This window comes from Desulfogranum marinum, from assembly GCF_963675105.2.
GTDB lineage: Bacteria > Desulfobacterota > Desulfobulbia > Desulfobulbales > Desulfobulbaceae > Desulfogranum > Desulfogranum marinum.
This window is the reverse complement of record NZ_CAXXRO010000004.1, coordinates 1,079,941-1,100,696: the sequence shown is the minus strand read 5'-3', so window position 1 is coordinate 1,100,696 and position 20,756 is coordinate 1,079,941. Positions and strand designations below refer to the sequence as shown.

17 protein-coding genes are annotated in these 20,756 nt (G+C 45.4%); 11 read left to right on the top strand and 6 right to left on the bottom strand.

Features of this window, described 5'->3' with window-relative positions:
* Positions 1–141: 141 nt before the first annotated feature.
* The gene (locus ACHZCY_RS13710) at positions 142–774 is read left to right on the top strand and encodes a YigZ family protein (RefSeq protein WP_319549288.1); all 633 of its coding nucleotides are present in this window, start codon (positions 142–144) and stop codon (positions 772–774) included.
* A gap of 304 nt (positions 775–1,078) precedes the next feature.
* Here the strand turns inward: ACHZCY_RS13710 and ACHZCY_RS13705 are convergent, their stop codons facing one another.
* Positions 1,079–1,825, bottom strand: a complete 747-nt coding sequence (locus tag ACHZCY_RS13705) for an arginase family protein (RefSeq protein ID WP_232371200.1) — start codon at positions 1,823–1,825, stop codon at positions 1,079–1,081.
* A 174-nt stretch (positions 1,826–1,999) separates the two neighbouring features.
* Here ACHZCY_RS13705 and ACHZCY_RS13700 point away from each other — a divergent pair, with 174 nt between their 5' ends.
* Genes ACHZCY_RS13700 through ACHZCY_RS13690 form a run of 3 tightly spaced genes read left to right on the top strand, consistent with a single transcriptional unit; the run spans position 2,000 to position 6,489 of the window.
* Positions 2,000–4,360, top strand: coding sequence for a hypothetical protein (locus tag ACHZCY_RS13700; protein ID WP_319549287.1), 2,361 nt, complete (start codon positions 2,000–2,002; stop codon positions 4,358–4,360).
* Positions 4,361–4,384: 24 nt separating this feature from the next.
* Positions 4,385–5,389, top strand: a complete 1,005-nt coding sequence (locus ACHZCY_RS13695; protein WP_319549286.1) for a phosphatidylserine decarboxylase — start codon at positions 4,385–4,387, stop codon at positions 5,387–5,389.
* 50 nt (positions 5,390–5,439) lie between these two features.
* Positions 5,440–6,489, top strand: a complete 1,050-nt coding sequence (locus ACHZCY_RS13690; RefSeq protein WP_319549285.1) for a prolipoprotein diacylglyceryl transferase family protein — start codon at positions 5,440–5,442, stop codon at positions 6,487–6,489.
* Between the two features lie 129 nt (positions 6,490–6,618).
* On the opposite strand, the gene ACHZCY_RS13685 is transcribed toward ACHZCY_RS13690, so the two are convergent.
* Both ACHZCY_RS13685 and trpS read right to left on the bottom strand, forming a co-directional pair.
* Positions 6,619–7,473 (bottom strand): prephenate dehydratase, encoded by an 855-nt coding sequence (locus ACHZCY_RS13685; protein WP_205224279.1) that lies wholly within the window; start codon positions 7,471–7,473, stop codon positions 6,619–6,621.
* A gap of 90 nt (positions 7,474–7,563) precedes the next feature.
* Positions 7,564–8,487, bottom strand: coding sequence for a tryptophan--tRNA ligase (gene trpS, locus ACHZCY_RS13680; protein ID WP_319549284.1), 924 nt, complete (start codon positions 8,485–8,487; stop codon positions 7,564–7,566).
* Positions 8,488–9,039: 552 nt separating this feature from the next.
* Between trpS and ACHZCY_RS13675 the strand changes: the two genes are divergently transcribed.
* The 4 genes from ACHZCY_RS13675 to ACHZCY_RS13660 all read left to right on the top strand — a co-directional run bounded on the left by ACHZCY_RS13675 (position 9,040) and on the right by ACHZCY_RS13660 (position 10,607).
* Positions 9,040–9,573: a hypothetical protein gene (locus tag ACHZCY_RS13675; RefSeq protein WP_319549283.1), complete on the top strand. Its 534-nt coding sequence runs from the start codon at positions 9,040–9,042 to the stop codon at positions 9,571–9,573.
* Between the two features lie 47 nt (positions 9,574–9,620).
* The gene (locus ACHZCY_RS13670) at positions 9,621–9,938 is read left to right on the top strand and encodes a hypothetical protein (RefSeq protein WP_319549282.1); all 318 of its coding nucleotides are present in this window, start codon (positions 9,621–9,623) and stop codon (positions 9,936–9,938) included.
* Complete coding sequence (locus tag ACHZCY_RS13665; protein ID WP_319549281.1) at positions 9,935–10,252, top strand: hypothetical protein; 318 nt, start codon at positions 9,935–9,937, stop codon at positions 10,250–10,252. Before ACHZCY_RS13670 ends, ACHZCY_RS13665 begins: the two co-directional genes overlap by 4 nt.
* 76 nt (positions 10,253–10,328) lie before the next feature.
* The gene (locus tag ACHZCY_RS13660) at positions 10,329–10,607 is read left to right on the top strand and encodes an amphi-Trp domain-containing protein (RefSeq protein ID WP_205224283.1); all 279 of its coding nucleotides are present in this window, start codon (positions 10,329–10,331) and stop codon (positions 10,605–10,607) included.
* Between the two features lie 450 nt (positions 10,608–11,057).
* On the opposite strand, the gene ACHZCY_RS13655 is transcribed toward ACHZCY_RS13660, so the two are convergent.
* The 3 genes from ACHZCY_RS13655 to ACHZCY_RS13645 form a co-directional block, all read right to left on the bottom strand.
* Positions 11,058–13,079 carry a cation:proton antiporter domain-containing protein gene (locus ACHZCY_RS13655; RefSeq protein WP_205224284.1) on the bottom strand — a complete coding sequence of 674 codons (2,022 nt, stop codon included), beginning with the start codon at positions 13,077–13,079 and terminating at the stop codon, positions 11,058–11,060.
* A 313-nt stretch (positions 13,080–13,392) separates the two neighbouring features.
* The gene (locus ACHZCY_RS13650) at positions 13,393–14,808 is read right to left on the bottom strand and encodes a sigma-54-dependent transcriptional regulator (RefSeq protein WP_319549280.1); all 1,416 of its coding nucleotides are present in this window, start codon (positions 14,806–14,808) and stop codon (positions 13,393–13,395) included.
* Positions 14,805–16,940: a cache domain-containing protein gene (locus ACHZCY_RS13645; RefSeq protein ID WP_205224762.1), complete on the bottom strand. Its 2,136-nt coding sequence runs from the start codon at positions 16,938–16,940 to the stop codon at positions 14,805–14,807. The genes ACHZCY_RS13650 and ACHZCY_RS13645 overlap by 4 nt, the downstream gene beginning before the upstream one ends.
* Before the next feature lie 645 nt (positions 16,941–17,585).
* On the opposite strand from ACHZCY_RS13645, the gene ACHZCY_RS13640 reads away from it, so the two are divergent.
* From ACHZCY_RS13640 to ACHZCY_RS13630, 3 genes are all read left to right on the top strand, one after another.
* Positions 17,586–18,605, top strand: coding sequence for a TRAP transporter substrate-binding protein (locus ACHZCY_RS13640; RefSeq protein ID WP_319549279.1), 1,020 nt, complete (start codon positions 17,586–17,588; stop codon positions 18,603–18,605).
* 231 nt (positions 18,606–18,836) lie between these two features.
* Positions 18,837–19,328, top strand: a complete 492-nt coding sequence (locus ACHZCY_RS13635; protein ID WP_319549278.1) for a TRAP transporter small permease subunit — start codon at positions 18,837–18,839, stop codon at positions 19,326–19,328.
* Positions 19,318–20,640: a TRAP transporter large permease gene (locus ACHZCY_RS13630; RefSeq protein ID WP_319549277.1), complete on the top strand. Its 1,323-nt coding sequence runs from the start codon at positions 19,318–19,320 to the stop codon at positions 20,638–20,640. Before ACHZCY_RS13635 ends, ACHZCY_RS13630 begins: the two co-directional genes overlap by 11 nt.
* The last annotated feature ends 116 nt before the right edge of the window (positions 20,641–20,756 follow it).

The following is a 20,756-nucleotide window of genomic DNA, read 5'->3' as shown; positions in this document are numbered from 1 at the left end:
CCTGATATTGACTATATTTTCTATGATCTACCAGCACCTGCGGCATATACTTATTTCGGGTAAAATCGTACTCCGCACAAACACAACACGCCCCACCCAACTTGGCACGGGTTACTTACCCTCTTATCTGATGATACAATTATGAGTAATCGCTATCTCATCCCCGCTCTTAACAGCACAAATTTCTACAGAGTGAAAGACACCATCAAGCGCAGCAAATTTATCTGCACCATGGCACATACAGCGGATATCTGCGCCGCAAAGGCTTTTATCGCTCGCATACAAGAGGAATTTCCCGATGCCAATCACAATTGCTGGGCGTTTCAATGTGGTCCACCAGCCGATACCGCCCATGCAGGGATGAGCGATGACGGCGAACCGCGTGGTACGGCTGGAAAGCCGATGCTGGGCATGCTTCTCCACTCTCCTGTGGGAGAGCTTACCTGTGTTGTTACCAGGTATTTCGGAGGGATAAAACTCGGTACCGGTGGACTGGTACGAGCCTACTCCGGCATGGTGAAACTTGCTCTGCAAGAGCTCCCGGTCCATGACAAGATTTTCTTTGTCAAGGTCCAAGTGATCCTGGACTACGCATACATCACCCTTTTACAACGGCTTCTGCCCGATTTCGAAGCGGAGATTATCAACACTACATTTACTGCAGACGCTGAATTCACTCTGCAGCTTCCAAAAGAGCAATGCCCAGAGCTAAAAAAGGCACTCACCCATCTCACCCACGACGAGCTGCTCTTTTCCCTGCTCACGGACAAATAAGGCAAACAGCTCCAGCTTTCGCTATTTCCACACCATCAAGGCTAACCCGAATTTCTCATGAACAATGTGCCGATTTTCTAATTGCAAAAAATTTCAATATGTTGAATGCAATTGTATGGAGTTGTTATTTTTCACAATGTTCACCAAAGGTCAGTCCATGCGGGTCCATCTTCTTCAGTATTTTGGCAGTAAAAGGTAAGCGTAGACTCCGATAGTCTACTATGATTCACTCCCAAAAACTTTGAACCTGGCACCGCCTGAACTGATGAGAAATCCGGGCTAAGGGAGATAACAGCAGCTGCCGTTAGCCATTCATTCCTTCCAAAAAGGCCAGGACATTGGAACCAAGAACATTATGATTGTATCCCCCCTCAAGGATACCGTAACACCCACCATGGTTACGTACAGCTGCCTGACGCACCCACCTGCCCATGGTCCTGTAATCCTCTGTGTACAGGAGGCCTCCCCAGTCGTTTACATGGTGATCAAAACCGGCAGACACCGCGATAACATCAGCCTCAACCGTTTGTAAGGCTTTGTCCACCTCCTCAAGATAGGCATCATGCTGCTGTGCTTCCGGGTTCAAAATCTCCACCCAGTCCTCCTGCCCCAGAATATTGACATTACCATCCCCATAATGCAGATCAAAATCAAGGAGAAAGGCCTTTTTTATGAGCCCATTAGCCCGCAGGTAAGTAAGGGAAACAGCCATGTTATTGAAATAACAAAATCCCCAATAGCTGTCTGCCGAAGCATGATGGCCCGGTGGCCGAATAAGGGCAAAACCGGGTTCCGCCATGCCTGACACCGCCGCCTGAATCGCTCCCCCAGCTGCCAGAGCTGCTATATCGTACAATCCTAGCCGCGACACCTCCTCAACATGGGTGCCCGAATGAACCGCCAGAAGATCCTCCTCATCTGCATAACTACATGTAACCAACTCAAAATAAGGCTCAACCTCTTCCACGACAGCTTCCATTCTGCCGGCTTCAGCAGCAGGATCAGAGGTATAAACATCATAAAAACGAGGGTGAAAATAGACTTTCATCATGTAACTCCTCATCAGAATTCGTACCTGAAAACTACTGAGATTCTCTACATAGTATACACACTGAAGTGCATCCCTTTCCATTAATACAATACTTACACTTTCGTAGCAGAGGACTAACACTCAGCAGGTAGGTTTGAGGACAGCTGACTTCCTCATAACCGAAACCTAGGACAAATGACCCGCTCTATTCAATTAACCGACTCCACAATCGCGCCCGGGCACATCCATGACAGTGCGGAAACATTCCGCCGGCAGGTGCTTAAGCCCCTGCCGGAGCCTTTTGCACCAGCTGATATAACAGCTGGAATGGAAAATGAATTGCAAGCGGCAGTGGAAGGCGACAAACAAAATGTTGACCTTGCCTTGTCACTTATGGAGTCGGGATATTACAAAACCCTGATGCTTCGCGCAGGTCGTGGAGACCTTTCCCCGCAGACAGTCGCTGATATCAATGCCTTTGTTGAAAAAAAACAGGTTCAGGTCTGGGAAAACTCCTGGGTACGATTCCCCAGACACCTCCTGGGCGAACACAGTTTAACTGTTCTTGAACATGATTTTCTCGCAGATAAACAGGGAAAACAAAATACTCAACGCTCCGACCTTGACCGTTTTCTCTTCATAAAAGAGGGAAGGAGCTGGTTGCGTCTCCCAGTCAGCTACCTGCTGAAATTGTCCCTGATAGAGGCTGTCAGCCAGGAAGAAGTGCAAGCGCCACTCTTCTCCACCATCGCCAACCGTCTGTCCCGCCATTTCATCAGCGACAATATATCACCAGAAATCACTTCTTTTGCACTGGCCCAAGGGCAGAATAATGCATTTCCTGGTAGCCGGCTTGCTGCGGAGGGCAGTCAACGCTATTTTTTCACCCAACTGCTGATACGCTACGCAGAAAAAAAATTCAAGCTCGACCAATCAGGACAACGCATTCACCTCTATTTTGCGCCCACCCCTCCTCAACGGCAAAAAAAGCTCAACACCCTGATCTCCGACCAGCTTTACTGCGACCTCTTCCTCAATCCATGCCTATCCGGCTGGGCACGGGGTGAGGAGAAAAAAGCATATATGAAGCTCTGTCACCGGACACTCTGCCGCAGCCAGCTCAACACCATTGCAGTCCTTAAAGAGGCTGGGATAATAACCAATAACCTCGTGGTACTGCCCAACACCTCTAATACCTCTTTAGCCAACAACGGCACCCATATAACCCTGGCCAGCAAATCGCTGACCAACAGCTTCAAGAACTACCAAACAAGTTCCAGCAGGCCGTATGAAAAATATTTCGGTGATCTCGCCATTAAAATAACAGAGCATTTTCTACCGCTTTTTGTCGGTACGCTATCAGCTGCCCCCTATCGACAGGGGTTTAATAATTTTCACCCGGAAAAGGTCTTGGGATTTCTGCCCCATCAACTTGAGGCCACACATCTGCGCATGATCTGGCGTCGATGGAAGAAAAAGGCCCAACTCCGTTTCTGCGGTCATTCATTTACCCCCATGGGACCGGAATGGCTGGATACATTGCTGAGCAAAACACTTGGCCTGAGAGGTGACTATATAATTGACAACAGGCTGATCGATTATCTGGTTGCTCTCCCCAGCCAGGAGGATTATCCGGCCCTCAACGGTTTGGAGCACAATCAAAATTTCTTAAAAAGAGATCTTTTTGAAATGGGTATTTTCAACCCTCAGATGCCCATGTATCTTCCTTACCGGATGCGCGACATGACATCTTACGGATTTACCGGATTTGAAGGCAGACACTTCTCACTTTTCCCCAGTTTCCATAACCACCTGGCAGCATCAGCGAACCTGCAGGCCCTGATCATGCATCTGGCCTACCAATGGATAATAGACGGGAAAGTCACCCACCACCATATTCCGGATACACCGTTTATTGAAAGCGAACGGCGGCAGATATTTTTCAATACAGCTATAGGGATTCCGACGTTCTATGTCAGGGCAGACACAACCAACCGGTTTTTAAAGAGAATCCTCTCACTTGTGGAGAAACAACGAAGCAGCAGGCGCTACAAAGGCTATATCAGGATCAAACTTAAGGCCTATCAACTGGCCTGTATCACCTTTCTCAAACAAAATGGTGGGGAGATAATCAATCAATCCTGTTTTGCCGAGGAACTGGCATCCATTGAAAGCATAATTAACGGCAGCCAGCCATCTGCTTTTGAAATACTCACCGCCAACATTCTTGGCTGCCAAGGCAAAAAACGATCACCCATTGCCATTGATGCCTCGGAGTTCAATGACGCGGCAGAAACTTACTATCGTACGGAACTCTGCTCCTCCAACATGCGCGAAGGGCTCCACGCATTTATCCAGCACAGCAGGATACTGGAACAATCCGGCAATGAGCTTACCGATAAACTTAAAAACAGATTAATCGGTACCTGTCCAGCAGACAGGTTTATCGCACGTGCAGGCAAAAAAGTTATCCAGGGCCAGGCTTCAGAAAAAGAGGTCCACAGTCTGCTCCTGCTTTTTCTTTTGATGATGGAACAGGAAACAGCAGCAGCATAATATAAAAAAAAAACACAAACAGCAATGAAACCGCATCAATATATCTGTCGGCACTCCAATGAGGTCATCACCGAAAGACTGATTGGCGATCATTCCATTTCCTTTCTCTATAATACGTTACGAGAGCATACCCCCAGCATGTTCAAGGCCCTGACCTCGCGTCGGATGTCGGGCCTGCTCGGCTACCTTCACTTTGATCTGCTCTCTAAGCACAGAACCCCTTCGGGGATACAATTGCTCAACAAGCTACAGGTCGACTGGCAGGAATGTGTTGAGCAGCCACACTACTTTACAACGTTGAGAAAGGTCTTTGAGAGACAGATCCGCTACTGGGAAACGCGCCCTATGGATGGGTCACCATCGACAGTTGTTTCCCCGGCAGATGCCAAGGTTCTTATTGGATCAGTTAAGGAAACTCCCAACCTTTTTATCAAAGAAAAATTTTTCTCTGTTCCTGAATTGCTCGGCCAAAAAACTACCTGGCACAAGCAATTTCACGATGGTGATTTTGCTGTTTTCCGCTTAACTCCGGACAAGTACCACTACAACCACTTTCCGGTAAGCGGCAGGATTGCAGACATTTATGAGATTGAAGGGCAGTATCATTCCTGCAACCCAAATGCGATCATCAGCACAGCATCGATCCACGCCAAGAACAAACGGATTGTCACCATTATTGATACCAACATCGAAGGAGGCGCGCATATAGGCTTGGTAGCAATGATTGAAGTAGTTGCTCTGATGATAGGTGATATTGTGCAGTGCTACAGTCCCACTCATTACAACAATCCACAGCCGGTAACCCAGGGCATGCTGGTGAACAAAGGGGCACCAAAAAGCATGTATCGTCCGGGCAGCTCCACCGATATTCTCATCTTTGAGAACAAGGCCGTCTCTTTCTGTGCAGACCTGCTGGCCAATGTCAGGCGATGCGATGTGGAGAGTCGTTTCTCCTTCTCTGAGAACCTGCCGCTGGTGGAAACCGACGTCCAGGTCCGCTCAACCATAGGCCATGCAACCCATCGATAAAAAGAAACATTTTTCTAGCGATAAAACCAAGCAATTACAGGAGCATAACCATGAACCTCTTATTTATCTGCTGCGCCGCTCTTCTGTTTTCCATTATCATTGCCTATGGAGTTCATTACCTACCAAGGGAACGATGGCAAATGCTTGCCGTTATCCCAACTCAAAAAGAAGAAAACGGCACCTGGCATGGGGCAAACCTGACCTTTTACGGTTTTTTGATTGCCACCTCAACCGTCTGCTCGGTTCTCTACTCCCTGATCCTGCTCCAAGCAGCATCAGCGCCATTGACAGGAGTTCTCGCCGTAGTCAGCCTTCTTTTTCTTATCTGTATCCCTGCTTCCCGGTGGGTTGCCGGAATAGTAGAAAAAAAACAGCATACCTTTACCATCGGTGGGTCATTCTTCTGCGGTCTATTGATAACACCGGTGCTGATCCTGCTGGTCAATGCAACATGGGCCTGGAAAAAGCTGCCGACAATGGATATTCAAATTGTCCTGGCAGCGATAAGTATTGGCTACATCCTTGGTGAAGGGTTGGGGAGACTGGCATGCATAAGCTATGGTTGCTGCTATGGCAAGCCGCTTCGTGATTGTTCACCGCTTACCCGTCGGTTGTACAACCGTATCGCCTTTGTGTTTAACGGCAATACCCAAAAAGCCGTCTACGAAGGGAAGCTTGCCGGTGAAAAGCTTGTGCCTGTGCAAGGGATAACCTGCGTGATATATACTTTTGCAGCGCTTGTTTCTACGCTGCTTTTTCTCCAATCCCGCTTCACCGAAGCTTTTCTTTTGTCACTCTTTGTATCACAATTATGGCGTATTTATTCTGAAACACTGCGTGCCGATTTTCGTGGTTTCACTAAATTTTCCGCCTATCAAAAAATGAGCCTGGCCGCCCTCCCCTACGGCGTCCTGCTTACATTCCTTCCTGTCAGTACTCACCAGATCGTCCCTTCCATCGAAAAAGGTCTGATGATACTCTCCCAGCCGCTGCCGATGATCTCGATCCAGCTTTTATGGGTTGTCCTTTTTTTCTGGTTCGGCCGCAGTACGGTAACCAGCTCCACCTTACGCCTGCATGTTGTCCATAAACACATCTAAAGCCCGATGTTTTTCTGCTCAATTTGAAAAGATTTTCTTCTTCCAACATGCATTTATCTACAAAAAAAGCAAACGGTTACCTGGACGGTCCTTTCCCATGGAAGAAAGAAGAAGGACCGTTACCCTTGCTTAGGGATCGATACTGTTTCGAAATGCATGCGAAGGGTATGTGCCAAGCATCAAGACCCGTTTTGCGAAAAAATTAAGCTCCTGAAATGCCAACTGCAATGATGCCTCATCAACGTGCCCTTCAACATCGGCATAGAATCGAGCCACATTGAAATGTTTATCAACATAACTCTCGAGTTTCACCATCTGCACCCCATTGGTTGCAAAACCGCCCAACGCTTTATACAGGGCTGCAGGGATATTACGTACTTCAAAGATAAAACTTGTCAGATACTTCTGATGACTCACTCGATCCGGAATTTTGGCCTCCGGGGCAAAAACTAGAAACCTTGTCGTATTATGGGCTGCGTCCTGAATGTCTTTTTCTAAAATATCAAGGCCGTAGATATCTGCTGCAAATTCCGAGCTTATGGCTCCCTGACTTTTATCATTCCACTTTTTAACATCTGCGGCGGCTTTCGCAGTGTCGGCGACCACGTGTTTACTCAAACCATGCTTATCGATAAAACGCTTACATTGAGGGATTGCATGCACATGGCTGTGCACGTCTGTTAGATCCTCCAGCTTTGCCCCAGGAATCCCCAGCAAGCAGTGCCGAATCAACTGGAAGTGTTCTCCTATGATATACAATTCGCCATTGGGGATAAGGTTATGCACATCAGCCACACGCCCTGCAAGGCTATTGTCAATGGGGATTATGGCAAGATCCGCCTCACTGTTCCTGACAGCCCGGAAGGCCGCCTCAAAAGAGACGCATGGTACTGTTTTTAATTCTGGATATGCATGTTGACAGGCTAACTCAGAATAAGCACCCGGCATTCCCTGGAAAGCAATCGTCTTGTACTCTTTATTCATTTTACACACCTACCCGAACTTCTCTGGGTCAATATCTTGCAGTTAGTCTGCAGTACGTTTTTTGGTTTGTGAATTTTTTTCACCTCTTCCTCAATATATCATGCCCATCTTATTTTTCACCTGGGCCATGGTTTCAGATCCAATAGTTCGTATCTTTTCTTGTCCTTTATCGAGTATTTCGCGAAGATACCCAGGCTCTTTTTCAAATTCAGCGCGCCGTTTTCGAATAGGGGTAAGAAACGCATTTATCCCATCAGCAAGAGCGGGCTTAAACGCCCCCATCCGCTCATCAGGCTGGATGCCAAAAAGCTCACCATAGGTAAACAGGGCATGGCCTTCGCCGGAATATGCTTTCTTAATCTTATGATTAACAGATTCTTCAGTATCGGAAAGGTTAATAACATTACCAAGAGATTTTGACATTTTGTTCTGCCCGTCAAGCCCTGGCAGTCTTGCAAACTTTGATATTTTACACTCCGGCACAGGAAAAACATCTCCAAACAGGGTATTAAATCGTCTGGCAATTTCTCGAGTTTGCTCTACATGGGGTATCTGGTCTTCCCCCACAGGCACCAGGTTAGCCTTGGGTAGAAGAATATCAGCCGCTTGCGAAACCGGAAAAGACAGAAAGCCAAGATTCATATGTTCATAATTGGTTCCAGCCTGATTCATTTCATCTTTGACCGTCGGATTCCGTTGTGCTCGGCCTACGCTGACTAAAAACATGAAGAGCATTGCCAGTTCCGATAATTCCGGAATTTCACTTTGCACAAAAAAAGTGACTTTTTCAGGATCAAGACCAACAGAGAGGTTATCCAACAAGGCATGATATACATTGGTGCGAATCAATTTTCCTTTTTCATCGCTCAAGTGATCATACAACACCTGCATGTCCGCCAAAATAATACAGGTATCATAATCATCCTGGAGCTTGACTCGTGATTCCAACGAACCGAAATAGTGACCAATATGCAGCTTGCCGGTTGTTCTGTCTCCGGTGAGTATTCTTTTCATTGCATCTCCTTTGCTTACGTAATTTTTTCAATAAAAAAAAGGGCTGTCGGAAAAAATCCCGACAGCCCTTTAAAAAAGACGAAACTGCCGGCATCTTCTGCCGACAGTGTATTTTATTCTACATTCAGAACATCATTCTGCTGGCATAGTCATTAACATATGCCACCACCAACGTCTGTTTATTGTCTGGTTTGCTGCTCTCTTCATGAACCTTTGTATAATGCACTCCAACAACCAATGTCAAGCAAGATAGTAATCAATCACAGGCACCCCACGGAGCCTCCCCTTGCTCGCTTACCCCTTCGGAAGGTCACGCTCCCCACATATTCAGGTTTGCAAAGAGTCGCAAATCATTTTACTTCCAAGTTCTTCATGGGTATACTTCTAAATAATGTAACTACTCGAAATTAGGAAGTTACACTCGCATTCATCAATTTAATTTTTTCCTGCCGGGAGAGTGGCTTCGTTCAATCAGTCGTTTCACACCACTCGGCTACACTTCGTTCGGACTCGTTGTAGTTCTCCGATGAACTCCACGCTAGCTAAGAAAGTATGGAAAATGTCATAAACCCTTTTAAAAGAGCAGGAATAGGGCTGCTTACAATCGGCTTACTTGATATTGGAGTAATGGTGTATTGCATCATGAATAGGATAAGCTATTCCTCCAACTTTAATATCTTTGCTGTTATTGCAGGCATATTTCTCCTAAGAGGTGGGGTAAAAACTGCTCGAGTCATTCGTTGGTTCTTTGCTTTTTTTATTTTTGGGTGCTTCGGAGTGATATTACTATTTCCTCTGCTGTTACCGCTCGACCTCTTGGCAACCCAATTTAAATCAAACCCTGTCGGCGTACTCTTTTCTTACAGCATACCTGCTCTATATTTAGCCATTATAATATGGATCTATCTTGAGTTATCGACTACGTCTTCAAAGGAAATCTATAACCTAAATCCTGCAATTGGAAATTTTGCCGAAGATGTGAGGCACCGGAGGCGCAGACGTATAAAAATACTTCAAGCCTTCGGTAACGTAGCAGATTTGGTGAAATTGCCGATCCCGAAGGGCGTTGAAGGTGAGAAAAAATAGGTTCACTCAAACAGTGAATAGAGCTTCAAATCAATTGTCTGCTCAATATGTTGTTTTTTAAAGTAGAATTTATTTTTTCTAACATTCGACGTGCAGGATTTAGGTATAAAGCCAAAGGCTACAAAACAGGCCACCCAAAATCTGCATTCTATGCTTCTCTTGTTATGATTATCGTGGCCGGTGGTCTTTTTTATTTTCTTCTAGGTGGTGAGTCAGCCACAACGGCAAAAGAATTGGCAAAAAAACAACTGGGAGATGCATATACATACCATATCACCTCTATGGCTACTTCAGGGGCAAGCGGTACAGCAACTGTTACTGCCTACAACAAAGATGAAATAAAAAATATTAGAGTTCAGTGGTGAATAAAATAAATGCTCACCAGTCTTTTACCACGCTCCCTACGGTTGCCGGAGATCTTCTAGTAATGCAAGCCTGCTGCATTGGAGAGATGGCGAGCCGTATGAAGCGAGAGTTTCAGGCACGACTCTGTGTGCGATCTGGATGGTTATCTGTGTCAAACAAGCAAAAAAGATCAAAATACGATTATAAATATTCAGTTTTGATTTTTGTCTTCGCAACATTGTTAAAGCAGCAATGGCTGGAAATTGATGATTTAGAAGGCTGGTCATCTGATAAAATCGAAAACATTGAAGCCATTGTAAACATTGAGAGGTAAAACGCCTTCGCCGAATCGAGTAACCGAGAGAATCTCTCTTTTTCAATACCATACAAGCCAAATGGAGGAAGGAGCCATGGGTAAAGAAACTGTTTTATTCAAGACCGAGGAAAAAATGTCCAGAAAAGCAGTAGCCAACCTAATGCGCCAGGTGGCAGATAAGCTTGATAATGGCAAAGTAAGGCTACAGAAGGGGAAGCAGGAAACGGTGACTCTAAAAATACCTGATCAGGTAGAGCTAGAGATTAAAGCAGAAAAAGAAGTAGGTAAACGAAAAACCAAGAAGAAGCTGGAGATCGAAATCGAGTGGAATGTCGGCGACAAGCAAGACAAGGATGTTTTCACATTAGGATAACTTCACTAGAAAGGCTGAGATTATAGTACGAACAGCTACCCCAGCACTCTACAAGGGCCCGTTACCCCAGCGGGCCTGCAAGCTCTATATAAAACTCCCCACAGCCCGAATTTCTCATGAGTTTTTTGATCTTCAACTTAAGTTTTTGATATTTATGAAAATACGGTAGCGCTAAAAAAAACAGACTGTTTTTTCGTCGATAATCAAAAAGCTCACCCTCCGGGTCAGCGGATTTTTCCGCAGACTCTTTGTTGCAGGCCATTTGCGGTAGCTTACTATCGGAGTCTACGCTTACCTGCTGCGTGTCCTGCGCCTCGATCTGCGAAAAACTTCACTGATGAGAAATCTGGGCTAGCATTTGTTTTCCTCCTATTCCTTCCTGTTTGCTGCTTAGCTTTTAGTTTTTTCATCTGGTAATAATAGAGACGAATCTGAACAAAACCATAGTCGTTAAGCCATGGCTTTCACTTCGTTCAATGGTTCTTCTGGTGGTGAGACGAGACATTTTTCCGACATTGGATTGACAAAACAGTGAAATTTATGCCGTGCCTGGGCAGAACCGATGATTGCCACCAGATCATGGTGCCGAAAACGAAAAGAGGGCTCAGGGTTGGTCTCTAACTTCTCATCTCGGATAATACCAACAACCGAGACACCTGTTATTTTTCGAATTTCGGCCTCAGCAATACTTGCATCTATCAAAGGATTGTCGGTATCGAGCTCAACCCACTGGAGGTCAAATTGCTGTTCCGCCGCTCTCATTTGGCCAAGGGTTTTATACCCGTTTTCAGATGCAGCCGCGGTTGAAAGAAGCCGGCTGCGAAGATTTTCCGTGTGTCGTTGAATCTCCGGCACAGGAATGCGTAAATAATACAGGACCTGCCTGATCATCTCCACGCCGGCTTCGAACTCAGGATGAACAAGGTCTGTTACATTCAGCTCCCTGAAAGCACTGAAAAAATCCGGATCAGAAATACGCGCGACCACTTTGATGGCACTGTTTACTTTTTGCGCATGGCTGATAATCGAACGGGCGACAACAATGCCGGGTGTAGTCACCACCAACAGAGAAGCCCGCTCTATAAATAATGCCTCCTGTACCACCTCATGGCTGCCGTCACCATAGATGATCGGGTAGTTGGCTGCTTTTGCCCTTTCGATGCGAAATTGATCAAGCTCTACCAGCACAAAAGGGATACCCAGTCGCTGCAGCATTCCTGCGACTTGAAAACCAATACGTCCACAGCCAACGATAACCACATGGTTGCGCAGTTCCGTTTCCGGAAAATTGACCGATTCAATCGGATCGTGTTTGAACCATTGTTTTTTAAGGCGGTAAAGTTTTGATGTCTGGGCTGATACAAATGGCGTCAGCAACATGGTCACAACTGCCAGGGTGAGGAATATGTTATAAAATTCAGAGGAAATGGAATCAGTGGAAACGCCTATCCTGGCGAGAACGAAAGAAAATTCACCTACCTGAAACAATCCAAGACCAACGGCAAGCGGAATAACATTGCGGTACCGAAATACCCAGGCAAGAAATGCAAAAATACATCCTTTGCCAACACTCACCACGATGACCAGCAGCAGTATGAGTGTAAAATGCTCAAGAAGAAAGTGTGGATCAAGGAGCATACCGACAGAGGCAAAAAAGAGCAGGCCAAACAGGTCACGGAGAGGCACAATATCACTGAGAGCCTGATGACCATAATCTGATTCACTTAAAACCATGCCGGCAATAAAGGCGCCAAAGGCAAAGGACAAGCCGACAAGATAGGTAATATAGCCGACACCTAAGCCAATGGCGGTGATTGCTAAAATAAAGAGCTCACGAGAGCCTAGCCTGGCAATGGTCTTGAGCAAATAGGGCAGCAAACGAGTACCGAAAAAAAACATGGCCGCAAGGAATAGCGCTGCCTTGACGGCGGCGAGAGCAAGTATTTCCATCCCGGCAGCTGGATTATTTAACTGCGGTAAAAGAATCATCAATGGCACTACCGCTAAATCCTGAATAATGAGTATACCAATCATCACTTTGCTGGAAAGGGTTCCAAGCCAGCCCTGGTTCATCAGTGTCTTAAGAATGACCATGGTGGAAGAGAGAGAGATCAGCGAACCAAACCAGAGCGATATCTTCCAGTCCCACCCAAACATTCTGCCGACAGCCACCCCAAAGGCAATGGTACAAATGATCTGCAGCGGCGTACCTATAAGGGCAATATATTTAACCGGTTTCAGGTTTTTGAGAGAAAATTCCAGCCCAAGAGCAAAAAGCAGGAGAGCAACCCCTATCTCTGCCAGAAGCTCAATATCATGAATTTCAGTAATGGTCATGCCGCCGGTATACGGCCCGAGAATGACACCTGCTATGATATACCCGAGTATCAGCGGCTGGTGCAGCCGCTGCATGAGGAGACCGCAAAAAAAAGCAGTAAGGACAAGAATAATTATGTCTGTGGCTATTCCCATGAAATAAACCTTAATAGAGATGGAAAACTGTAAAGGAAAAACTATTTTATCAGGTCTACAAGGATTTGGGTAAACATTACTCTGATCGAGTATTGATAAACATGCTTTAGGTATACAGCTGTGCAAGCCGGCTCATTTTAATACTCAGTAACGAACAAACCTCAGCCAGCTGAAAAACATTTCCTACCATAATGAGAAACAGGACGTCAATATTATAGCTGGTAGAGGCACAGGCTGCGGCCCACTCCTGCCATAACCAAGAAAGGCACCTTAAGGACGACTTCACTATTTACAGCACAATCAAAGGATGCTGTCAGGAGGTATTCTTTTTAATTCTCTTGTGCAGCGCCTGTCTTGAGATACCAAGCAAACGAGCAGCCTGACTCTGGTTGTTATCCGCAGATGCCAGTGCCAGTGCAACAGCATAGTCATTTAATTCCGTAAGCGTGGGAAAGTAGCCAAAAATAGATTCAAGCGGATTGCTGTAGTTTGGGGATTGATCGTTTTTCTTAATGGTGACTGCATCAGCTAGTCTTTCAAGGATGACTTCATCTTCAATTCTATCAAACTCGCAAAGTGCTACCGCATCAAATATATACGCTTTCAGCTCCCTGACATTGCCAAAAAAAGGATGCCGACAGAGTGTGTCCACAACTGTATCACTCACACTCGGTACCTTTTTATTCATTGCCGAAGCAGCTTGTTGCAAAAGGTGAGTGACCAGCATTGGAATGTCTTCCCGTCGTTCCCGCAGTGGTGGGACCTTTATGAGGTGAGTGCTGAGCCGATAGTAAAGATCCATTCTGAACTCACCTTCCTGTCCGGCAAGTTTCGTCAAATCCTTATTGGCTGCGGTTATGATTCGTGCGTTGCACTGGTGCGGCTGGTCAGTTCCTAAAGGGTAGTAGATATTCTCCTGCAGCAAACGAAGCAATTTTACTTGGGAAGCCTCTGCGAGATCACCAATTTCATCGAGAAACAGTGTCCCGTTTTTTGCCTTCTCAATCATGCCTGGTCGTTGATGATCCGCCCCTGTGTATGCTCCTTTTTTGTGACCAAACAATGTGTCTGAAAAGAGGTTATCATCCAGCCCTGAAGCATCAACTGCAACGAATTCTCCGGGTAGATTACTCAGTTCATGAATAGCCTTGGCAAGCAACTCCTTTCCAGATCCGGTCTCACCCAAAATCAGGGTGGGCATGCCGCTTGTTGCTATTGCATCGATATAATTAAATATCGACTGCATGCCGGCACTGCATGTAATGATCGGCTCGAAGGCTTTATTGGTTTTCGGAAGCCGATCAAAATGAATACCCTTAAGAGAAAGGACTTCATTACGAAGCAATCCGATTTCAAGAGCATTGCGAAGCGCAGAGCTAAATGTTTTCAGATCAATGGGTTTTACAAGATAGTCATGAGCGCCGAGTTTCAGACATTCAACGGCAGTCTCAATTTCAGAATTTGCGGTAATGATAACCACAGGAATGTGAGGTTTGTTGGCACGCAACTCCTTAAGGACATCCATACCACTGACCTTTGGCATATTCAGATCCAAAAAGACAATGGAAGCCTGCATTGAATCCAAGGTCTCGGAAACAACACTACTATCGCTTAAAGTTACGACATTTTTCACTCCCATGGAACTTAGCAGCAGACTATAGGCATCCAACTCGGATTGCTCATCGTCAACAAGAAGGACATGACTGTTCTTCATTTCTGCAGTAATCATTGCTTGCTCTCCCTCTGCACCCTTTTCAGCTTGATCAAAAATTGGGTGGTGCCGTCTTGGTTTTGGGCAGACAATTGACCGCCCATCTCTTTTTCAACTATCATTTTGGACATATACAGGCCCACTCCTGTTCCTGATTGAGAAGATTTAGTGGTGTAATAAGGGTTGAATATATGAGGTAAAATATCTTCTGGAATACCGGAACCATTATCTGTGATGGTGATATAGACGAACTCATCATCGCTCTTCACCAGGATATCAATTTTCTTCTGAAAAGATTCGCTTGAAGCCACTTCCTTCTCCTGCAGTGCATCTCTGGCATTAACAATGATATTGACCAGGACATGCACAAACTCACTCATATACCCAAAAACTGTGAGCTGTTTGACCCCTGCTGCATTTTTCACTGTCAACTTGATATCAGCATTTTTGATTTGGGCCTCCATGATCTTCACAGAGCTGATGATTACATCAAAAACATCTATATATCCTTTGGTCTTGGAAGGTCTAAAAAAGTTACGAAAATCATCAATCGTTTTTGACATGAACTTGATCTGACCATCGGCCCCTGAAACAAGTTTTTCGACAAACGACTTTGTCACCATGTTGTTATACTGGGCAGCCTGCAGGCTAGATATATAGGTTGAAAGAGTATTTAATGGCTGCCTCCATTGATGAGCAATAATACCGAGCATCTCTCCCACCGCAGCCATCTTCTGTGCCTGCATCAGCTGTGCTTCAGCATCAACACGTTTTGAAATATCTCGAATACTGAGCAGCAATACCTCTTCATTTTCCAAGGTAAATGATTTGAGATTGACAGATGCTGGGAATTCAGTGCCATCATTTCGTAAAAAAGACCACCGGAAAAACTGCTGTTCTCCTTTTTGGGAACATTTGACTATTTTCGCGATTCGCTCTGCGCTCAAAGAACGATCCGGTTGATAGGTTGGTGAAATGTCCAGCAATGTTGCCTTTAATAAGTGTTCCTTGGGTAGTGCAAATATTTCTTCGGTTTTTAGGTTACATTCTGCAATCTTTAAATCCTTACTGATCAGTATTGCATCGTTGGCAACATTAAAAAGCGTTTGATAGTAGGTTTTCACCTCTTTTCTTTTTAAAATATTCCATTTCAAGTCTTTGGTTATTCCTGTTATTTCGTTTTTATGTTGCTGTACAGTTGAGATATATCTTTTGCTCAGGATAAAAACCACCATACCGCTGCCGAGCACACAGGCAACACCAACCAAGGCGAAGAAGCCCAATACCCTCAAAGTGAGCTCAATAGCAAAAATCATGGTGTTTTCCTGTGCTAACTTTTGGGCCTCTTCATATGGGGCCACCACACACAAAAACCAACTTGAATTGGAAATTCTTTTATATGAAATGATATGGTCCTGATCATTGTACGACTTGAACCTGATACTGCTTGGCTCATCCCCACTAAACTCGACTATCTTATTTTTCAAGTCCTTCTCAATTTCAAACAGGCTCTGCCTCATCACATACTCCCTGTTGGGATGGACAAGTATGGTTCCACCACGCTCGACAATGAAAGCAAAACTGTGCCGACTGATCTTGAGTTTCAAAACATTTTGTTCCAGGGTATCGAGAACAGTATCAGCGCCTATCACCCCTATCAACTCATCGTTTAGTACAAGTGGTTCCACCATCGCAATTACCAGTGCATCGGTAACAAGATCTATATATGGCGTTGTAAAACTTACCTCTCCCTTTTCTACAGCGTGCCTGTACCATGGCCGCAAGCGTGGATCGTACGAAAGTGAGCCAAGCCACCCCGCACCATCAACAAGATGCCCATTGTTTTCTTTGCCGATATAGACATCACTGAAATGACCGGCCTTCATAGCCATTTTCAAGGGGCCGTATGTTTGCTGATTATGGCCGATCCTATCAAGCGGTATAGAGGCAACCGTTGCTTGTAAGATTTTTTTCTGCTGCGACATCCATATCTCAACAGTATCTGCGGCTTTTGTTGCAGTTTCCTGCTGATGCTTAACAATTGTGTCCTCAATAACGTTACGTGTTATGTGATAATTGAACACCACGGCAACGAGTATGACTATTGCCAGCACCGCTATTATCTGTATGGCTTGTCTGGTTTGAAACATTTCGCCTCTTTTCGTACTTTCAGCTCTGTCTCGAGCTGGAAAAAAATATCTGCTGGAACCTGGCGCACAACGTAGATGCTGCCTGCAAACACACTATCTCTCTAACCACCATTCACATTTGCAACACCTAAGCCACAAACACAGTGTTCTTTTACAACGGTGATTCAAGCCCTTACCGAAAATGATGCAACATTAACCTGGTGTGTAGTGCCGGCAAGGCAATAACCTGCACCACAGAGCGGTACCTCGCGTACAATTGGTTGACGCACATTTTTCCTGTCTGGGTGTTTTAAAAGGTATTTCCGGATGGAAGGCGTCAACCAAAATTAACAACGTCAACCATGGTTGACAAAAAGGTTGACATTCTCCTCCGAAAAATCAGTAACAAAGACTCTTTTTCTTTGCTTTTTTCACCATACCCTCTGTCACAGAGCCACTCGCCAATCCTTTGGCATATTACTTGCTGTTTCCCCTCAGAACCTTGGAAATGAAACATATTTTCACACTCCGTGGTTTTCCTTGTTGTTGTGATCAAGTTCGGAGTTGTTCCCCCTCCCTGATGTAGCACAGGTAAAGAGAACCCTCAAGACAGGCTCTGATGGCAGGGTCTGTTTCACGTATCTTTTAAAGAAAAAGGAGATGAACATGCTAAAAAAACTGTTAGGTGCAACAAGTAAAATCCTCTGCTCAGCCCTACTCATAGGGTTGAGTTTTGGTATTGCTGCCAATGATGCTTCGGCGGCAAAGTACAACTGGCGTTTTGCAAATCTCTATGGCCGAGGCACAGCCTTTGGTGCACTGTACGAGCAGTTAGGCAGGGATATCGAGAGATTGTCTAATGGCGAAATAAAGGTTCAGGTCCTTTATTCAGGCGAAGGCGTAGGGACAAGCGGTTTATTTGGTGCTGCAAAATCCGGTTTGATAACCATGGCAGCCTCTTTTCAATCAATGCACGCCGGCGAATTTCCTGCGGGAATAGTTGAAATTGGCTTGCCCGGCGGTACAGACGATACAGACGAGCTGTATTCCCTGTTTCACGAAAAAGGCTGGAACCCAATTCTCCAGAAAGCATATGGAGAACATGGCCTCGTCCCTCTTGAACAGTACATACAGCCGCCTGTCTATGTGCTTACCAAAACACCCATTAATTCAATTGAAGACTTCAAAGGGTTGAAAATCCGTGCGCCGGGCGCGTATGGCAAATTCCTCCGCAATCTTGGAGCGTCCCCTGTATCTCTTGCCTGGGGTGAAATTTATACCAGTCTTGCTACCGGTGTAATTGATGGCGCTATTGGTAGCAACATGATTGATCATCGCGACGGTAACCACGTTGAGGTTGCAACCTACATGTACCCGCTCCCACTTGCCGGTGCGCAGGTTCTTTCCATGCTGGTCAATCAGAAGGCCTGGAATAAACTTTCAGATGATCTCAAAACCGCTGTAATGGAGGCAACCGTACTACATGCAAAAAACCAGCTCGAAAAATCAAGGGAATGGGAAGCAGAGGCAGTAGCGGAAATGCAGGAAAAAGGGATGAAATGGAGCCCCGAGCCAAGCGAGAGCGACAAACTTGCGTGGAAAAAAGCAGGTGAAACCCTGTGGGATGAGTATGCAGCTGCCGACAAATACAGCAAGCAGTTGATCGACATACTGAAGAAAAATTAATCTCTTTGTTCACTCTCAAGGCGACCTTACACAACACTCTCGCAAGGTCGCCTGAACTGATGAGAACCCCGGCTCGCACCGAGATACTCATGTACTGAGAATGCGTCTGAGCACTTGAGACTCGTCCTCCAATTAAATGTAGGTATCGCTATGTTCGTATCACTTTTGCGATTGTATTGTAATAAGGTTGACTTGATAGTTAAACTGGTAGGCTATGCGACGTCAATCCTAATGCCTATACTCGCATTTGTTGTTTCTTTTGAAGTTTTTTCCAGGTATTTCCTCAATCGTCCAACCGTCTGGGCATTTGATCTTTCTCTCTTCCTGTTTGGTTATATCGCAATCCTGGGTGGCGCACTGGCCCACCAGAAAAAAGGGCATATTACGGTCGACATCCTCTACAAAAAGGTTTCACACAGGACTCGGTGTGTGTTTGATATAATATCATTTTCTCTGGGAATATTCTTCCTCGTTTTGATTGTCTATGTGTGTTTCGACAAATATCAGGATGCCATCAACTTCGGTACCCGCAGACAGAGTGAGTGGGCACCACTCATGCATCATTTCTGGTTAATGACCATTTTCTCCTGCTCTCTTTTTATACTGCAGTTAGCACGAGACATGATCAGCAATGCCTTTTTCCTGATGACGGGAGAGCAACTGGTGATGGAAAAAGGCCTGGAAATCAGTTGCACGAAAGCGGAGAATAACGATGGGAATTGAAGCTCTTACTGTAATCCTGCTGGGATGTATTTTTATTTTCTTTGCTCTTGGAGCACCGGTTGGCCTGGCGCTGGGCGGTATCGCAATGGGAGTAGGGTATTTCACCTGGGGCGATGCCGTTTTTAATGTCATCCCCACTACCATTGAATCAACATATTTCAGTTTTATCCTCCTCGCCATTCCTCTGTATATCTACATGGGCCAGTTTTTTACCAAATCCGGCATCGGCGATGCCATGTTTGATGCCAGCCAAATGGTCATCGGCAAAATTAAAGGCTCGCTGGCAATCAGTGTTATTGTTGTATGCTCAATGATTGGCGCAATGGTCGGCATCATTGGTGCCGGCATTATGACTTCCGGCAGTATTGCCTTAAAACCGATGCTGGACAGGGGGTATGACGAACGACTTGCTCTGGGAGTCATTATGGCCGGCGGGGCATTGGGCATTCTTATTCCGCCAAGCATCCCTATGATTATGTTTGCTGCAGCAACGCATAATTCAATAGGAAAAATGTTTATTGGTGCAATGATGCCGGCTCTTCTGACGGTTTCATTATTGATTGCATATGTCATCATAAGCTGCAAAATAAATCCAAAGAAAGCCCCTATTCTTGATTCGGACACTGCTAATCAAAAGAGACCGCTCGGGGAAAAGCTTTCTGTTGCACGAGATGGTTTTCTCGCCATGCTGCTCATCGTTGTTGTCCTGGGAAGTATCATTACCGGCATAGCTACTCCGACAGAATCCGGAGCTATTGGAGTAGTCGGGGCTATACTGCTGTCGATTATCTTCAAGCGCTTTAAGGTAAAAATGTTTCTGAATGTCGGCTTGCAGACTTCTATGCTGGTGAGCGTTGCGATGTGGATTATTTTTGGTGCTTCAGTTTTCAGTAATTTTCATTTACTGATGGGGGTACAGTCAATGGTCTCTGACTTTGCACTGAATCTTAACCTGCCACCGTTAATGATTATCATCATGTTCCAAGTGATTATGCTGCTGCTTGGGTTTATCATTGATGAGTTTATCATTGTTTTAATGTGCGCCCCTCTTTTCACCCCAATCGCCGTTTCTCTCGGATATGATCCCATCTGGTTTGGGGTGTTGATGATTCTTAATATTCTTATTGCCGTGCAGACTCCACCCTACGGTTTTGCCCTTTTTTATCTGAAAGGAATCGCACCGCAGGGCATTGGCATGGGGACAATTTATCGATCTGTGTTACCATTTATAACGGTTAACCTGATTGTATTAATTACCTGCATGATCTTTCCCCAAATCATTCTTTGGTTGCCAACCAAAATCATGGGGTAAGCGTTGTTTTTATTTTCCCTTGAACACTTTTTCGAGAACTGCTTCTCTTTTCTCAGGTAAGTGTTCAGGAAAAATCAGGGTCAGAGATATCTCCTCGCCGTTCGCGCCGTGAGTAT

Bases quoted from the DNA above. Each gene is read 5' to 3' on its own strand.
- ACHZCY_RS13655 (WP_205224284.1), bottom strand. From the start codon at position 13,079: ATGGGAATAGCCACAGACATAATTATTCTTGTCCTTACTGCTTTTTTT.
- ACHZCY_RS13640 (WP_319549279.1), top strand. From the start codon at position 17,586: ATGCTAAAAAAACTGTTAGGTGCAACAAGTAAAATCCTCTGCTCAGCC.
- trpS (WP_319549284.1), bottom strand. From the start codon at position 8,487: ATGAAAAGAATACTCACCGGAGACAGAACAACCGGCAAGCTGCATATT.
- ACHZCY_RS13695 (WP_319549286.1), top strand. From the start codon at position 4,385: ATGAAACCGCATCAATATATCTGTCGGCACTCCAATGAGGTCATCACC.
- ACHZCY_RS13690 (WP_319549285.1), top strand. From the start codon at position 5,440: ATGAACCTCTTATTTATCTGCTGCGCCGCTCTTCTGTTTTCCATTATC.
- ACHZCY_RS13645 (WP_205224762.1), bottom strand. From the start codon at position 16,940: ATGTTTCAAACCAGACAAGCCATACAGATAATAGCGGTGCTGGCAATA.
- ACHZCY_RS13635 (WP_319549278.1), top strand. From the start codon at position 18,837: ATGCCTATACTCGCATTTGTTGTTTCTTTTGAAGTTTTTTCCAGGTAT.
- ACHZCY_RS13675 (WP_319549283.1), top strand. From the start codon at position 9,040: ATGGAAAATGTCATAAACCCTTTTAAAAGAGCAGGAATAGGGCTGCTT.
- ACHZCY_RS13700 (WP_319549287.1), top strand. From the start codon at position 2,000: ATGACCCGCTCTATTCAATTAACCGACTCCACAATCGCGCCCGGGCAC.
- ACHZCY_RS13685 (WP_205224279.1), bottom strand. From the start codon at position 7,473: ATGAATAAAGAGTACAAGACGATTGCTTTCCAGGGAATGCCGGGTGCT.
- ACHZCY_RS13710 (WP_319549288.1), top strand. From the start codon at position 142: ATGAGTAATCGCTATCTCATCCCCGCTCTTAACAGCACAAATTTCTAC.
- ACHZCY_RS13650 (WP_319549280.1), bottom strand. From the start codon at position 14,808: ATGATTACTGCAGAAATGAAGAACAGTCATGTCCTTCTTGTTGACGAT.
- ACHZCY_RS13670 (WP_319549282.1), top strand. From the start codon at position 9,621: ATGTTGTTTTTTAAAGTAGAATTTATTTTTTCTAACATTCGACGTGCA.
- ACHZCY_RS13705 (WP_232371200.1), bottom strand. From the start codon at position 1,825: ATGATGAAAGTCTATTTTCACCCTCGTTTTTATGATGTTTATACCTCT.
- ACHZCY_RS13660 (WP_205224283.1), top strand. From the start codon at position 10,329: ATGGGTAAAGAAACTGTTTTATTCAAGACCGAGGAAAAAATGTCCAGA.
- ACHZCY_RS13630 (WP_319549277.1), top strand. From the start codon at position 19,318: ATGGGAATTGAAGCTCTTACTGTAATCCTGCTGGGATGTATTTTTATT.